The following is a 14,187-nucleotide window of genomic DNA, read 5'->3' as shown; positions in this document are numbered from 1 at the left end:
GCGAGCCGCTTAGACTCTGAGCATTAACGTGGCTAAGGGAATATCCCCGAACTTGGGATATTTTCTTAGCCGGGTTAAGCGCAGGAGTCTGGCTCGCGTAGCACGTTTCAGAGGCTGCCAGGACTAGGATTGTTCCGTGTAGAACCAGACAAGTGACCTAAAGCAAGCTGAAATAAATGGTCAGTCTTTGGTTGGGATATTTCTAAGCGCAGGGACCTGGCTCGCGTAGCACGTTTCGGAGGCTGCCAGGACCAGGATTGTTCCGCGAAGAACCAGTGAAACGACTTGAAGTAAGCTGAAGTGAATGGTCAATCTACGCTTGGGATATTTTCTTAGCCGGGCTAAAACAGTCTAAATTGAATGTCCAATCCGGATTCAAAAAAGATTCCTAGTCCAACTAAAACAAACAGCAAATCAAAAATGGTCCGCAACAAAACTGTTGCGAACCATTTTTGGCAGATTATCTATCCAAACTGATCAGCCAAGTCATGAACCGGGACTTCAATCTTCATATCGGATTCCGGGAAGGCTGCGCAGAGGTGAATATAACCAAATTTTTGATCAGCTGCTCGGCGGTAATCGACGGCCTTGGGCGTGTTCACTTGCCCTGAAATAACGCGAGCCCGGCACCAGCCACATTCGCCACTCCGGCACGCAGATGGCACAATGATTCCCGCGCGTTCTAAGGCAACGAGTAGGGGTTCTCGTGTATTAGCGGTAACGGTTTGGCGGGTATCTTGGATTTGGACGGTAATGCTGACCGTGGCTGGAATCTTGGCGGATTGCTCGGGTTGTGGCACCTGGCCGCTGAGTTCCTGCCGGAGTCGCCCGCCAGGTAGGTGTAAAGGAGCGACCTGTTGTGTCACGTAGGCATTTAAGGCATTTGGACCGCAAACAAAGATGGATGTGTGAGCTAAGTCGGCGTATTGTTGCATCAACGCCAATGTAATCAGACCATGCTGGTATCCGGGGTAGCGCTCGTCGCTCAACACGTTGACCACTTTTATATGGGGACTTTGCGCGGCAAGCTGATCCAGTTCAGTGCCCAGTAAAATGTTGTCGTGGCGCCGACTACCGTAGAGAATCGTCAAATCAAAATTCTCCGTTCCGTCAACGATGGCGCCCGCTAAAGCAATAAATGGGGTAATCCCACTTCCCCCAGCAATTCCCAGAACGTGGGGCTGGTCGCGGAATTGGTTGTAAGTCAACGTGCCCATTGGTCCGGAGCTTTCAACGGCGGTGCCGACCTGCCACTGGTCGAAGATGTAAGGGGTCACGAAACCGTCTGGGACCAATTTGACTGTTAGGATGTAGCAATCATTCAGGGCGTCCTGTGGCGTCGATTGGAGAGCATACGCCCGCGTGACACGACTCTTGCCAATCGCGAAGCGTACAGATAGGTACTGGCCCGCTTTGAAATAGGCCAAGCGTTGCGTGCCTTTGTCCGGGTTGGGCGCAAAGTAAAAACTTTTTGCGTTAGGACCGTGATCAACGACCTTGGTAATCCGTAAGTACTGCGTTTCTGGATGGAGCTTAGCTGCCAAGTCATTAACCGGATAATGTGTCGGCAAGGGTGTTGTCGCGCCAGCATTGAAATGTGTTTGACGCTCGTTAAGTAAGTCAGTTAAAGGATTTGTCATTGTTCATTCGCCTCCTGATTAAGTTTGTTGGTCGTCATTTTAGCGGCGAGATAGCCGGATTGATAGGCGGAACTATAGCCGTCCATTAAGAAACCAGTGCCGCCACAGAAATGCAGATGGGGCAGGGGTTCGTCCTCGTCTTTCAGGCTCAGTGCGCGCGCCATCATTTGGTCCCATGGCTGGCCATAGTAACCGTAGATTTCTCCCTGTGGGCCGCGTAAGTAACGGGCAAAGGTGGCCGGGGTCGCCACTTCAATTTCTTCAATGGCATCTCGAATTTTGATGCCCGTGGCTGCTTCGTATTTAGCGATGACGTGTTCCGTCAGCTGATTCTTCAGTCGTGGGTAATCTGCTGGGGTGACATCGTTCCAACTGGGATCATCGAATAACTGGGTCGCGTATAAAATACTGGTGCCCTTTGGCGAGCACGCTGGTTCAGCGATGTTCAAGCAATTCATAATCATAAAATCATTATTAGTGAGTTGCTGCATGCCTTGATACTGGTGCCGTGAGTCCCAAGACTGGGCAATGAAGGTACTGTAGTCGGTGATGCCCAACTCTTCGGCCGACTTGTTTAGGCCGAGGTAAATCAGGAAGCCACTAGTTCCCAGTTTACGGGCATTGGCTTTCTTTAGTTCACGTTGGGGGACCTCATTTGGCTTTAGCAAGTGACTGTAAACGGTATTGGGATGCAAGTCCGCAATAACTTGTTTAGCGTAAAGGGTTTGGTGGGCGGTCTTAACACCGACGACTGCTTTATTCTGCACGATCAGTTGTGTCGCTTCCGTGTTAAACCATGCGTCGCCACCGTTGTCTTGCAGGGACTTGATGAGGGCACTAGAAATTTCATGGGAACGATGTCGCGGAACGTATGCTGAGAGGGCCACATAGGAAACGACCATGGCGGCGAAGTAAGCAAATTCAAATTCGTCGCCTGGAATGCCAATGTAGCACCAGTAAGCCATTAGAATTTCTTGCGCCTTAGTAGACAGGCCGAGCTCATCTAAAACTTTCTGGTAGGGCTTGTGACCATACTGAATGAATTGGGGATGGGTCTTTGCCAACGTTTCGGGAGTTGATTTGGTGGGATCGCTGAAGAGCTCCTGAAAGACCGTGGTGCTTTCGGTTGCTAGCGCAAAGAACTTGTTAATCGCATCCTCGTTGCCGGGGGCGGCGGTGTTCAGCGCTTTGATAAATGCCGGAATCCCGGTTGGCATTCGGACATCGAACCGATCCTTGCCAGTATTAATCAAGCGGTAAGCGTCAGGGACCGGATCTAACTTCACGTCTAAATTCAACCAGTCAAAGAGTTGCCGCACACCGCCGGGCCGGGTTTCAGGACCATAGCTGGCTAATTCATGCAATGAGGGCTCGAATTCAAACCGACCGCGGACGAAGCTCGTAGCCGCACCGCCCGGTAAATTGTGGCGTTCAAGTAAGAGCACCTTTTGACCAAGTTTAGCGGCTGTGGCTGCAGCAACTAACCCGCCGTTACCCGCGCCAATCACGATGACATCGTATTGTTTTGACACTAGAATGACCTCCTTTTGGTAAAACCTAACCGATGAACAAGTCCATTATTGCCAGAAATAACGTGATTGTAAACGGTTTCACAAGGCGTATACTGGAATATGACAATAATTGTGGTTGTGGTCTGTGGCCCAACCAGAACCAGGAGGAACTCATGCAATTTCAACCCATAAAGATTACCAATGAGACGGCACAGATGGTCGACCAATTTGAGCAGGCCATTTTAACGGGACAGCTGACCATCGGCGAACGGTTGCCAAATGAACGTGACTTGGCACAGCAGTTGCAGATTGGCCGGGCAAGTGTCAACCGGGGGTTACAGGAACTTTCTCGGCTCGGGTTCGTCACGGTTAAACCACGGCAGGGTAACTTCATTGCCAACTATAATGAAACGGGTAACTTGGAAACGTTAAACGTCATCATTAATTTTAAAGGTGGCACCTACCGACCGTCGCTGCTCCGCTCAATCTTTGCGACACGGCGGTTATTTGAAGACGATATGATTGCCCATTGCGATGATCCAGTCGCGCTGCCGGCAGTTAGTCGAGCCTTGGCATGCGTTAAGACAGCAGAGACAGTTGATGAACAATCCCAGAAAATTTTCGACTTTTACCATCGGCTCGCGATTGCTTCGGGCAATGCGGTTACACCCCTGTTGATTCTCCATTTTAAATCGATCTATCTGACGCTGGGTCGCTGGTTATTACAGAGCGGTTATGGTGCGGAGTTAACGCAACGCATGGCGGGGATGGTGACCGCGTTACTAGCAGGTGAGCGAGAAGAGGCACGTAAGCAAAATGATGCGTTGATTGATTTCTGCTTGGCCAACTTGTTGCCAGCCTGAAGTAACGCGTCAATCAAAAAACGTGGTCTACAACAAAATTAATTGTTGCGGACCACGTTTACGTGCTAGTTAGTTAACGCGATAGTAATAGCGAATCTTGTGTTCACTGGGATGCTTAGGGTTAAAGGTACAGTAGTAGTTACGTAGAGCTACCTTACCGTTATGATTAACCTTTTTAATCATATAGCTGTCATTACTTTGACTTAAACCGACAATCCAATAACCCTTGGGACTTTTGTGGTTTGAGACACTTAGACCGATAAGACCGCGCACCGTTTTGTTACCATAAGCGGTATAGGAGCTGGCTTTATCAATGTGACCATTTTTCTTATATTTAGTCACGGTCAACGTGTATTTAGTCATCTTCAGTCGCAGTTTAAAATGCGCAGACTTAGCCACCCAGGTACCGCGAACGGACTTGGGTGTGGTGACGTGTTTGGCTGCCGAGGCGGTCGTCGTTGGCAGGGTTGCGCCAAGGGTAAGAGCGGCTAATAGAATAGTGAGTAGCGTACGAACCTTTTTCATCGATGAGGTCCTCTATTTCTTGTGGGTGTAGTAAACAGTATGGGCGGAAGTATTTACGTCATCATCAACGACATCGATCTGCCGGGCAATCGCCGCCTGGTGCTTGTGGGTGGTTCGTTTCAGATGCAAATCAGCCCCACCGGAGTTTTGGCCGAGATACCAAAAGCCGCGCTTGCTGCTAGGCGCGGAAAATGTTAAGTAACTGGTTGTTTTCGAAAGCCACTTATTACCGTCGACAGCAACGACCGTTTTGTATTTGCCATGGCGGTAGGTGGACAACCGGAAACTGTGGCGAGTAATCTTCAGTCGCTGATGATTTTTCTTATTCCAGAGATACCAGGTTCCCCGCAGTGCGCTGGGAATTGTCGGGGCTTGGCGGGCGGCGCTGGCCGTCGTGGGTGCCAAAACGGTCAGGGTCAACGTTGCTAGTAATAGCAATAAAGCTAGCTTGAATTTTTTCATATGTAAATCCTCCTCGCAATAATCAAAGTATACCACTGGCAATGAGGGGAAGCGGCCAGAGCCGAAATATTCAAATTGTGTATAATTCATGGCGAACTAACCAGTCGGTTTATATAAAATAATGAATAAAAAGTATTCATTGTTTTAACCAACAGTTTATGCTAAATTGGGATATGTAAGCGTTTGCTAAAACGACCATTTAGCTATAGCTAAGCCGGCTGTTTCGGGGATAACGTTTAACAATCTATACATATACGGAGGAGATTTATAATGAAGTTCGGTAAGCAAGTTCTCGGCGTCTTAGCAGTTACGGTTGGGGCCGTTGCCATGGTTGGTGGCACCACGACCGCCCAAGCTAAGAAGAAGACGACCACGAAGCCCGTTACCATCTACTTGACCCGTCATGGGGAAACGACTGGGAACGTGATGGGCCGGGTTCAAGGTTGGAGCGACTTTCCACTGACCAGCAATGGGACCAAGGTGGCAAACGACCTCGGCCGTGGCTTGAAGGGGAAGACTTTCAAGGCTGCCTATGCTGGGAACCTGACACGGCAACAAGTTACCGCTAAGCACGTTCTGAGTTACTCCGGCAACAAGAAGGTCAAAGTCAACGTTTCTAAGTACCTGCGTGAAGGCGGCTACGGTAGCTTTGAAGGCGACAGTATCGCGACTGACAACGCCTTGATTGCCGGCGTTTACGGCTTCAAGAACGGTGACGAAATGATGGCTAAGCAAGGTAAGAACTACTGGACGAAACTCCAAGACGCTTACTTCAAGCTGGACAAAAAGAACAGTCAGAAGACCAAATTGGTTAAATCTGACCGTGCTGAAAGCTCCAAGCAAGTTGAAAAGCGGATGGCTAAGGAAATGTTAACGATCGCCAAGAACACCAAGAAGCGTGGCGGTGGGAACGTGCTGGTCGTTAGTTCTGGGATGTCCATCAACGAATACCTCTCAACCATGACCAAGAAGTACAAGGGGACGCCATTAAAGAACGTTTCCGTCACGAAGTTAGTTTACAAGAACGGTAAGCTCAGCGTGTCTGGGAATATCGGTTCCATGTACTACGCTAACAAGGGCGCTAAGCTCGCCAAATAGTTTTTTGAAGGCAGGCGCGGAGAAATCCGGCCTGTTTTTTGTTTGCCAAGTGTTGAAAATAACGGGGAGCTACGGTGGGGTGTTGGCTGCTAAAACGGGTATAATCAAGGTATTCTAACCATGGAGGTGAGCCAGCATGCCAGTCTTTTACCACTTAGTTACGCGCCAGGCCGTTCATGAGCGCCAGGTCTTTGATTTTTCGCAGGGACAGACCAATTGGCAAGCCAAATTTTTCCTGGAACACGGTGAACAGCTGCCCTTGGATCGCCTATTGAAGACGCCACGACTGACGTTAACACCGGCCCAGACCACCCAGTTGCGGCGAGACCGGGATCGACAGGCTCACGCGCTACGGGAGAGCTTGTTGGAACTGGTCCGCTTGCGTGATCACCCGATGTATCCGTCACGACTCCGTTGTTTATTTGTGGCCAGTAGCTACCAGCAGGCGTTGACCTGGCGCGACCTCTTTGAAAAGGAAGGTCGTCAGGTGCTTCAGCTGGTGCAGGTCACGACCGATGGGCCGACCTTCGCGGGGGATGCGACGCTGTTGCCGGCCACGGACGGTGCGGCCATCAGTACGAAACTTGCGGCTGCGGCAACGTACTGGAACACCCCAGCGACGGGGGAACGGTTAGGTGAGGTCTTGCTGGGTGGCCGAATCGTGGTGACCCGGATTGTCCGAACATTTTGAGTGTCATTAAAAAGTCAGTAGAAATTAAAGCTGACTTTTGTTTTATTTTATAACCAATTTATTGCAGATTTATTATAAACATTATTGAGGGTAATGCTTTGCAAACGCCTTTTCAGTTCTTTAGAATGGGAGGAGTTAAGAGCCAACTGCTTCGCCAAAAACTAGTAGACAGGGGAATTGAAGACATGAAAAAGAGCTGGCAACAAGTTAGACGATTTATCTTAGTGGGCCTCGTCGCCCTCTTTGTCGGGAACGTCGGGATGACTACCACCGTACAGGCTACGACCTGGCACAAGGGGACGCCGAAAGCGCTTCGGGGATTGTATCAATCAACGGCACCCAGACAAAATTCAGCATCCGGGTTTCCACCGGTCATCGAGCTAGATGGCAAGACATTTTCACTAGGGGTGTCGAATAATCCTGTGCAGATGGTAAAAAGGGTGAAGTACCACAAAGCCCATGGGGTTTACTATTTTAAGGGACATATGGAACATCAAGGATGGGTCAAGGCCCGAAATGTCCAGTTTGCCCTGAAGAAAACGGGGAAGCAGATTCACTTTGTCTCGGGAAAACACTTCTTCTACCAGTATTCCGGTGAGAAGTTCAAGCAGACCACGCACGTGACGGGTTACCGCAATTAATCGGGGGAAGGAGCTAATCATACTTCTGGAGGAAAATACCCATGCCAAACGTAATATGAGGAGTCTGGTGATTGGACGAAAAAACTGGCTGTAACTTCAGCACCAGCCAGCCGGAGCTGAAGTTACAGCCGTTGGGATGATTTTGATTGAATCGGCCAAAGCAAGTGGTGTTAATCCACGAGACTGCATCCTTTACCTTTTAGAAAATATTCCCTAACTGATGGCATCCTCAAAAATCGAGGATGCCATCTTATTTAGTAAATTTTGGTGAACTGGAGATAGACTCGCTGCGAACTCTGAAAATCTTCTTTAAGTGGCATATTTCTCGAGAAAAAAATAAACACAAATTTAAAAAGCAAAAGAACATCGATTAAATGAGAGCTATTCTCATTATTTCATAAAACGTGTTTTGGAAAATGAATTAACCCCCTTAATCTCATGATTGAACTATCGTTATGAAACAAATCTAGAAGAAAAAAGTTTGTAAAATGGTAATACATAGGGAGTGCACTGGGCGGGTGTTTAGTGGCGGAGAAACACTAAAATTAAATTGACATTAGCGTTTGATGGCTATACGATTATAGGAATTGGTAACAACTAACTAAGCTTTACGAAGACACCCAATCTTTACATATGATAGTTTGCTTCAGCAATAGCCCAATCAATCTAGATGAATGCGTATGACTGAATTACTTAATTTACAAGAACTTGCAGCAAAGTCCGATGGAAATGTAGTTGTTGATCTTCCAAGCAACAGTGATGAAATTTCTGATACTGCAGTTTGTTTCACTCACGAGTGTGAGGGGAAGACACACTAATCATTAGATATTTTGAGATTAAAGCGCAGTAATGAACTTGCCTGGTATTTTAATGATTAGTTTTTAAGGAAGCGAGATAGCTATGGAAGTATTTTTCCGTAATTTTCATTACCGAATTTTTATGATGGCAAATATTATCAGCGCAATTGGTTCTTCACTTTTTGGTATTGTCTTTGTCATTTATGCGCGACACATGCCACACCCAAGTTTGGCTATTAGTATTGCTTCAGTAGTGGCAAATCTGCCGCTTCTTTTTGATATTTTTATGGGATACTTGGCCGACCAAACAGCTAATCATTATAGACAACAATTGAGAAATCGGATTATTCAAGGTGGGTTATTTATAGTTATCAGTATATCAATGCTTGGTCGTGCACAATGGGCTGGATTTATTGTCGTTTTAGCGTTGAACATGGTGGTCAGCTTAATTGGCAGTTATAATTCATATGGCGCCATTCCAATTATCAAAGACATTGTGTTACCAAATGATATCACTGAAGCGGAAGGATTTGAGTCCGGTATCAATGCTACAATCTCTGTCACCGGGGGGCTTATTGGCGCAGCGTTGCTATCGGGATTAAACTACCATTACAGTTTGTTTGCTTTAATTAATTCAGCTTCTTTTTTTCTAGCGTTTGGGTTACTTTTTTATGTTCGAAAAGAGTTCTCGAAGCTTTCTAGTAGCCGAGTGACAGTTCAAAAGGCGGTTGGGATAGTCGCTCATGTGAGACAGTTCTTTCGGCAGACGCGTTCCAATTTTATTCTCCTTAAGCAACAGGCAACCATTATTCAGTTTACTGAGGTATTTATGATGATTAACCTTTTTGATGCTGGTCAAGGCGTATTACTGAATCTTTCTTTCGCACATCAACATCAGCTCTTAATTGTGAATTATGGATATACGGTTGCTCTGGTAGGGATGGTTGAATCAATTGGTGGGATCTTGGGCTCTCTCACACCTGGGCGGATTACGAGGCACCTAAGCATTTCTAAAGAAATTGTTTTGATTTATGGTGCGTACGGGCTCATGACAGTGAACATTCTATTTTTAAAGAGTCGATTTTTATTACTCGTCATTACCGTTGTAGCAAGTGTTTTTACCGGTATTCTAAACCCTCAAGTTCAAGGGAAGATGATCAACGATTTACCAGAACAGTCAATTGGTTCTATTATTAGCGCCTTTTATACAGTGGTGCAGTTGACAGTACCTTTGGGTTCGCTAATCTTTGCAGCAGTGGCCAACGCGCTTTCATTGAAAGTCGCTTGGAGTAGCTTGTTGGCGTTCGATGGTGTGACATTAATTATTTGGCTTGTTCAGCGACACCATCAAATTAAAGAATCTTGAGATGCTAGATCAGTAATATCGCTAGGTACCTAATGAACGGTTGTATACTGATAATAACTAAACTTCTGGAGGAAAATACCCATGACACTGACCATCACCCCTGCACAACCGCAAGATATATCGCAAATCATGCCCATTGAAAATGCTGGTTTCTCACCGGCTGAGGCGGCGACCGAAGCCAGTATGGCCGAACGAATTCGGTTAATTGCTGACACTTTTTTGGTTGCCAGAGAGGGCCCAGAAGTCCTTGGCTACGTGGTCGGTCCAGCCTTTGATCAGCGCTATTTGACCGACGAACTCTTTGACAAATCAACGCCCAACAACCCGGCCGATGCCTACCAGACGGTCCTGAGCCTGGCCGTCAGTCCAGCCCATCAAAAAGAGGGCCTCGGCAGTCAATTACTGACCGCTTTAGCCCAGGTGGCTCGCCAACAGCACCGACAGGCCATTACACTGACCTGTCTGGAACGCTTGGTTCCCTTCTATGAACGCAATGGTTACGTGAATGAAGGCGTTTCGGCCTCAGCTCACGCCGGGGAGACCTGGTACAACCTCGTGTTGCCCTTAGCTGATTAATTTCAAGCCCATGGTGGCGGCCAGAATGACCGTTACCCAGAGGAGTTTGCGCCAGTCCTTAGATTCATGGAAGAATAGCATCCCAGTGATCACGCCACCAGCCGCACCGATTCCGGTCCATACGGCATAGGCGGTACCCATCGGCAGGGTCTTTAGGGCCAATTCGAGGCCACCAAAACTGAGGGTGAACGCTAAGATCATGAGTGCCCACAGCCCCCATTTTTTAGCATGTAAGGCCCAGTTCATGAAGGTGACGCCTAACATTTCGCTGAGTCCCGCGAGGATTAAATAGAGCCAAGCCATAATTATTTTGCTCCTTTCGTGGTGACCTGTAAGCCACCGATACCAATTAACAAGAGAATGATCAGGCCGACTTTGGCTAGACTGACGGGTTCACCAAACGCCAAGATGCCAACGCTGGTCGTCCCCAGCGTGCCTAGCCCGACAAAGACCGCGTAGGCGGTGCCGGCGGGGATGTGTCGGCTGGCCCGAATCAAGAAATAAAAACTCAGATAGACGGCAATGCCGGTTACTAGCCATTCCCAGGGGGTCGTGGCGTGTTTGAACCCGACGACCCAACTAACCTCAAAAATTGCGCCTAAAACGACGGTTAACCAATGTTTCCACATCGATAAGTCCTCCTTCTACAGAAAAAGCCTGAGAAACCTTGTCAGTTTATGACAAGATCTCCCAGGCTTTTTCCCTTCCGTGTCTGTGGTAGTCACCACAGGTTCTCTCTCGGACCAGACCCAACGGATTGGCGGAACCCTAGAGAACAAAAGTATTCAGTTTTGCTTGGTGTGTTAAATGTTTGTCCGCGCCTCCGGGTCAGCAAAAATGAGCCGTGACGCTGTGGGCGCACGCCCGGAGCCAAAGGGCGGTCTCCGGGCTTACTTTGAGCCTCTAAGGAGCGAGTCTCAAAGATATCAGTTGCCTAAGCGGTAAACCGCTAAGGCAACTCCCACGGCTGAGCTCATTTTGCCGACCCTGCGGCTGACACACGTTTAACCCGCGAGCAACGTTACATCTTTTGGTTTTTATCACCTTTAGATTGTTGCGAGCACCAGGCTGATTCGATAGCGCCAGTTTAGCACGGATGGCTGACGGGGGTCAACTACTTAGAGACGGTGTTAGATTAAAGGAAAATAGAATGCTTCTTACGAAATATAAAGCTATTTCTAACGAAACTATTGCAATAAAGCGTTTCCATTTGTATACTGTAGGTGTTGTGAAGGTAATCACACATAGTTGGTCGCGATTCCGTTTTTTATTGGGGACAGTGACTTGGCACTTGAATGAATACAGTTAGGAGCGATTTTTGATGACACAAATGTTTGGGAGTCCCGCTTCATACGTACAAGGCAAGGATGTTTTGTTCGACAGTGTTCAGTACTTAGAAAAATTAGGCCGCAAGCCAATCTTGATGGCCGATACCGCAGTTTACAAAATTGTGGGTGACCAGTTCAAAGACTACTTAAGTGATAACAAGTTTGATGTTCACAAGGCTGTTTTCCATGGTGAAGCTTCACCAGAAGAAATCGACCGGATTACCGGAATCGCGTCTGAATTCGGCGCCGATGTCATCATTGGGTTAGGTGGCGGGAAGACCTTGGATTCAGCCAAGGCCATCGCCGACAACCTCAAAGCGCCAGTGGCTATTCTGCCTTCACTGGCCTCAACCGATGCACCTTGCTCACGATTATCCGTTATTTACAACGAAGATGGGTCCTTCAAGGCTTACCGGTTCTATGACAAGAACCCCGACCTGGTCTTGATCGATACCCGCTTAGTTGCCGGCGCACCAGCGCGCTTGTTGGCCTCTGGAATTGCCGATGCATTAGCGACTAACGTTGAAGCCCAGGCGGTTGCCAAGGGTGACAACGACACCATGTTGGGTGCTAAGCAGACCTTGGTCGGTAACGCGATTGCCCAAAAATGTGAAGACACGCTGTTCAAGTACGGCCGTTTGGCATTAGCTGCTGTGAAGCAACACGCCGTCACCAGCGCTCTGAACAAAATTGTAGAAGCCAACACCTTGATGAGTGGGGTCGGTTTCGAAAGCGGTGGGTTGTCCGCTGCGCACGCCATTCATGACGGGTTGACCGCCTTAGATGGCCCGATCCACGACCTGACCCATGGGGAAAAGGTTGCGTACGGCACCTTGACTCAGCTCTTCTTGGAAGGCCGGAGTGAAGAAGAATTCGACCGTTACCTGGACTTTGATCTGTCCTTGGGTCTCCCCACGACCTTAGCAGACCTGAAGATTCCAGATGCCACCGATGCAGATTTACTTAAAGTCGGTGAACAAGCAACGGCCCCAGCAGACACCATGAGCCGCATGCCATTCGAAGTCACGCCAGACGACGTCGCCCAAGCGATGCGCGGGGTGGATGCTTATAGTCGCGCTTACCAGGAAAGAAAGAGTGCGAAGTAAGAGTGCGGAGTAAGCCGTTTAGGTTCTGAGCATTAGGGAGGAAAAGGCTTCTGTTTGGCAAAGCCAAGCAGGAGTCTTTTCCTGTCTAAGCGCAGGGACCTGGCTTACGGAGCACGTTTCGGAGGTTGCCAGGACCAGGATATGGCCGCGAAGAATCAGTCCAACGCACTTAACCAAATAATTGTTTGAGGATTCCTGGCGACTTCTATAGAAGAAAAGTGAGGCAGTTTAATTTAGTTTTATTAAAAGAGCCTGGTTCCAGGCCCTTTTTGCTAGTTAATTTTATATGGCCGAAACGTGGGACAGAAGACAGCCGGTTCCGCTTAAAACTGATAACCAAACAATCCAAGCCCGGGATTATTCGGTCACCAGCCTTAATGCTCGCCAGCTAACCGTCTTTTGTCCCACTCTTTTTGTCATGAAATAAAATGTAAGCGCCTCCAGAAAATAAACAATTCGTCGATATTTTGTGCATAAGTGACAAATTTCACGAAAAATGAAATCGATTGTATTTCCGTCAGACCGTGATTTCTTCGGATTTTCTGAAAATTTTAGTTGTGAAAAAGCCTTAAAATCGGTCGATGTGGTTGCTATACTGAAAACGATTTAAAAATGACTGTATCAGTCATCATAACTTAGTTAATACGGTGCCGCGGGTCACGGCCCCCGGCGATAATATGGAGGTAGCAAATATGCAACTCGGAAGTATTGAAGCAGGGGGAACCAAGTTTGTTTGTGCAATCGGTAACGAGGATTACCAAACGAAAGACAAGGTGCGGATCCCAACCACCACCCCGGAAGAAACCTTAAGCAAAACCATCGCTTACTTTAAGCAGTTTCCTGATTTGAAGGCCATTGCCATTTCATCATTTGGCCCGATTGAACTGCGTCACAATTCACCTAAGTATGGTTATATCACCAACACGCCAAAGCCCGGCTGGGCCGACACCGATTTCATCGGCCGGCTCAAGCAGGACTTGGATGTACCCATGTACTGGACGACCGACGTTAACGGTTCCGCTTACGGCGAATACGTGATGTCCACGCTCTTCAATGAGAACGTGAACTCGTTGGTTTACTTCACGATTGGGACTGGTGTGGGCGCCGGTGCCATCATCAATGGCAACTTTGTCGGTAGCTTAGGCCACCCAGAAATGGGCCACGTTCGGCTGAAGCGCCACCCCGACGATTTGAATTTCGCCGGAATCTGCCCATTCCATGGTGATTGCTTGGAAGGCTTGGTCAGCGGGCCAACGTTCGACGCGCGGCTGGGGAAACCCGGTAAGGACGTGCCGTTGACTGACCACGTTTGGGACATCATGGCTTACTACGTTGCGCAAGCAGCTTTGCAGGTCACGCTGATGATGCGGCCTGACAAAATCGTCTTTGGTGGCGGGGTTGTCAGTGAAGCCTTCCTGGATAAGGTTCGCAACGAATTTGCTAAGTTATTGAATGACTACGTTGCTGTCGGCAAGCTCACGGATTACATCGTGATGCCTGTCGTCAAGGACAATGGTTCAGCCACGCTCGGCGATTTTGCGTTAGCACTCAACGAGTACAACAAGTAACACATAAGAGAGGGA

At 48.2% G+C, this 14,187-nt stretch carries 14 protein-coding genes and 1 riboswitch; of the genes, 8 read left to right on the top strand and 6 right to left on the bottom strand.

Going from position 1 to position 14,187, the window contains the following annotated elements:
• Positions 1-464: 464 nt before the first annotated feature.
• Positions 465-1,640 (bottom strand): iron-sulfur cluster-binding domain-containing protein, encoded by a 1,176-nt coding sequence (locus JUF22_RS01445; protein WP_203642614.1) that lies wholly within the window; start codon positions 1,638-1,640, stop codon positions 465-467.
• Positions 1,637-3,172, bottom strand: coding sequence for a phytoene desaturase family protein (locus JUF22_RS01440; protein ID WP_203642612.1), 1,536 nt, complete (start codon positions 3,170-3,172; stop codon positions 1,637-1,639). Before JUF22_RS01440 ends, JUF22_RS01445 begins: the two co-directional genes overlap by 4 nt.
• 152 nt (positions 3,173-3,324) lie before the next feature.
• Here JUF22_RS01440 and JUF22_RS01435 point away from each other — a divergent pair, with 152 nt between their 5' ends.
• The gene (locus tag JUF22_RS01435; protein ID WP_203642610.1) at positions 3,325-4,014 is read left to right on the top strand and encodes a FadR/GntR family transcriptional regulator; all 690 of its coding nucleotides are present in this window, start codon (positions 3,325-3,327) and stop codon (positions 4,012-4,014) included.
• Between the two features lie 69 nt (positions 4,015-4,083).
• Here JUF22_RS01435 and JUF22_RS01430 read toward each other — a convergent pair whose 3' ends face one another.
• Together JUF22_RS01430 and JUF22_RS01425 are read right to left on the bottom strand one after the other, a co-directional pair.
• Positions 4,084-4,539: a hypothetical protein gene (locus tag JUF22_RS01430; protein WP_203642608.1), complete on the bottom strand. Its 456-nt coding sequence runs from the start codon at positions 4,537-4,539 to the stop codon at positions 4,084-4,086.
• Between the two features lie 12 nt (positions 4,540-4,551).
• The gene (locus JUF22_RS01425; protein ID WP_203642606.1) at positions 4,552-5,001 is read right to left on the bottom strand and encodes a hypothetical protein; all 450 of its coding nucleotides are present in this window, start codon (positions 4,999-5,001) and stop codon (positions 4,552-4,554) included.
• 270 nt (positions 5,002-5,271) lie between these two features.
• Here JUF22_RS01425 and JUF22_RS01420 point away from each other — a divergent pair, with 270 nt between their 5' ends.
• The 5 genes from JUF22_RS01420 (at position 5,272) to JUF22_RS01400 (ending at position 10,170) form a co-directional block, all read left to right on the top strand.
• Positions 5,272-6,099, top strand: a complete 828-nt coding sequence (locus JUF22_RS01420; protein ID WP_203642604.1) for a histidine phosphatase family protein — start codon at positions 5,272-5,274, stop codon at positions 6,097-6,099.
• A gap of 136 nt (positions 6,100-6,235) precedes the next feature.
• Entirely contained in the window at positions 6,236-6,790 is a 555-nt protein-coding gene (locus JUF22_RS01415) for a DUF2441 domain-containing protein (RefSeq protein ID WP_203642602.1), read from the top strand.
• Between the two features lie 185 nt (positions 6,791-6,975).
• A complete protein-coding gene (locus JUF22_RS01410) occupies positions 6,976-7,431 on the top strand; it encodes a hypothetical protein (RefSeq protein ID WP_203642600.1) in 456 nt (151 codons plus the stop codon).
• Positions 7,432-8,331: 900 nt separating this feature from the next.
• Positions 8,332-9,594: an MFS transporter gene (locus tag JUF22_RS01405; protein WP_203642598.1), complete on the top strand. Its 1,263-nt coding sequence runs from the start codon at positions 8,332-8,334 to the stop codon at positions 9,592-9,594.
• Positions 9,595-9,675: 81 nt separating this feature from the next.
• Positions 9,676-10,170 (top strand): GNAT family N-acetyltransferase, encoded by a 495-nt coding sequence (locus JUF22_RS01400; protein ID WP_203642597.1) that lies wholly within the window; start codon positions 9,676-9,678, stop codon positions 10,168-10,170.
• Here the strand turns inward: JUF22_RS01400 and JUF22_RS01395 are convergent.
• Both JUF22_RS01395 and JUF22_RS01390 read right to left on the bottom strand, forming a co-directional pair.
• Positions 10,159-10,473 carry a DMT family transporter gene (locus JUF22_RS01395; protein WP_203642596.1) on the bottom strand — a complete coding sequence of 105 codons (315 nt, stop codon included), beginning with the start codon at positions 10,471-10,473 and terminating at the stop codon, positions 10,159-10,161. The genes JUF22_RS01400 and JUF22_RS01395 overlap by 12 nt on opposite strands.
• A gap of 2 nt (positions 10,474-10,475) precedes the next feature.
• Complete coding sequence (locus tag JUF22_RS01390) at positions 10,476-10,799, bottom strand: DMT family transporter (RefSeq protein ID WP_125764201.1); 324 nt, start codon at positions 10,797-10,799, stop codon at positions 10,476-10,478.
• A 56-nt stretch (positions 10,800-10,855) separates the two neighbouring features.
• A riboswitch (guanidine-I (ykkC/yxkD leader) is annotated at positions 10,856-10,953 on the bottom strand.
• Positions 10,954-11,491: 538 nt separating this feature from the next.
• Here JUF22_RS01390 and JUF22_RS01385 point away from each other — a divergent pair.
• A complete protein-coding gene (locus JUF22_RS01385; RefSeq protein ID WP_203642595.1) occupies positions 11,492-12,604 on the top strand; it encodes a glycerol dehydrogenase in 1,113 nt (370 codons plus the stop codon).
• Positions 12,605-13,296: 692 nt separating this feature from the next.
• Positions 13,297-14,172, top strand: a complete 876-nt coding sequence (gene scrK / locus JUF22_RS01380) for a fructokinase ScrK (RefSeq protein ID WP_203642593.1) — start codon at positions 13,297-13,299, stop codon at positions 14,170-14,172.
• Positions 14,173-14,187: the final 15 nt, after the last annotated feature.

It is taken from the genome of Levilactobacillus lanxiensis (assembly GCF_016861655.1).
GTDB classification, from domain to species: domain Bacteria; phylum Bacillota; class Bacilli; order Lactobacillales; family Lactobacillaceae; genus Levilactobacillus; species Levilactobacillus lanxiensis.
The sequence above is the reverse complement of the archived record's forward strand: the minus strand, read 5'-3'. Positions and strand labels throughout refer to the sequence as shown.

Coding starts and splice junctions, on each gene's coding strand:
- JUF22_RS01400 (WP_203642597.1), top strand. CDS start 9,676: ATGACACTGACCATCACCCCTGCACAACCGCAAGATATATCGCAAATC.
- JUF22_RS01425 (WP_203642606.1), bottom strand. CDS start 5,001: ATGAAAAAATTCAAGCTAGCTTTATTGCTATTACTAGCAACGTTGACC.
- JUF22_RS01405 (WP_203642598.1), top strand. CDS start 8,332: ATGGAAGTATTTTTCCGTAATTTTCATTACCGAATTTTTATGATGGCA.
- JUF22_RS01420 (WP_203642604.1), top strand. CDS start 5,272: ATGAAGTTCGGTAAGCAAGTTCTCGGCGTCTTAGCAGTTACGGTTGGG.
- JUF22_RS01385 (WP_203642595.1), top strand. CDS start 11,492: ATGACACAAATGTTTGGGAGTCCCGCTTCATACGTACAAGGCAAGGAT.
- JUF22_RS01430 (WP_203642608.1), bottom strand. CDS start 4,539: ATGAAAAAGGTTCGTACGCTACTCACTATTCTATTAGCCGCTCTTACC.
- JUF22_RS01415 (WP_203642602.1), top strand. CDS start 6,236: ATGCCAGTCTTTTACCACTTAGTTACGCGCCAGGCCGTTCATGAGCGC.
- JUF22_RS01445 (WP_203642614.1), bottom strand. CDS start 1,640: ATGACAAATCCTTTAACTGACTTACTTAACGAGCGTCAAACACATTTC.
- JUF22_RS01395 (WP_203642596.1), bottom strand. CDS start 10,473: ATGGCTTGGCTCTATTTAATCCTCGCGGGACTCAGCGAAATGTTAGGC.
- JUF22_RS01390 (WP_125764201.1), bottom strand. CDS start 10,799: ATGTGGAAACATTGGTTAACCGTCGTTTTAGGCGCAATTTTTGAGGTT.
- scrK (WP_203642593.1), top strand. CDS start 13,297: ATGCAACTCGGAAGTATTGAAGCAGGGGGAACCAAGTTTGTTTGTGCA.
- JUF22_RS01435 (WP_203642610.1), top strand. CDS start 3,325: ATGCAATTTCAACCCATAAAGATTACCAATGAGACGGCACAGATGGTC.
- JUF22_RS01410 (WP_203642600.1), top strand. CDS start 6,976: ATGAAAAAGAGCTGGCAACAAGTTAGACGATTTATCTTAGTGGGCCTC.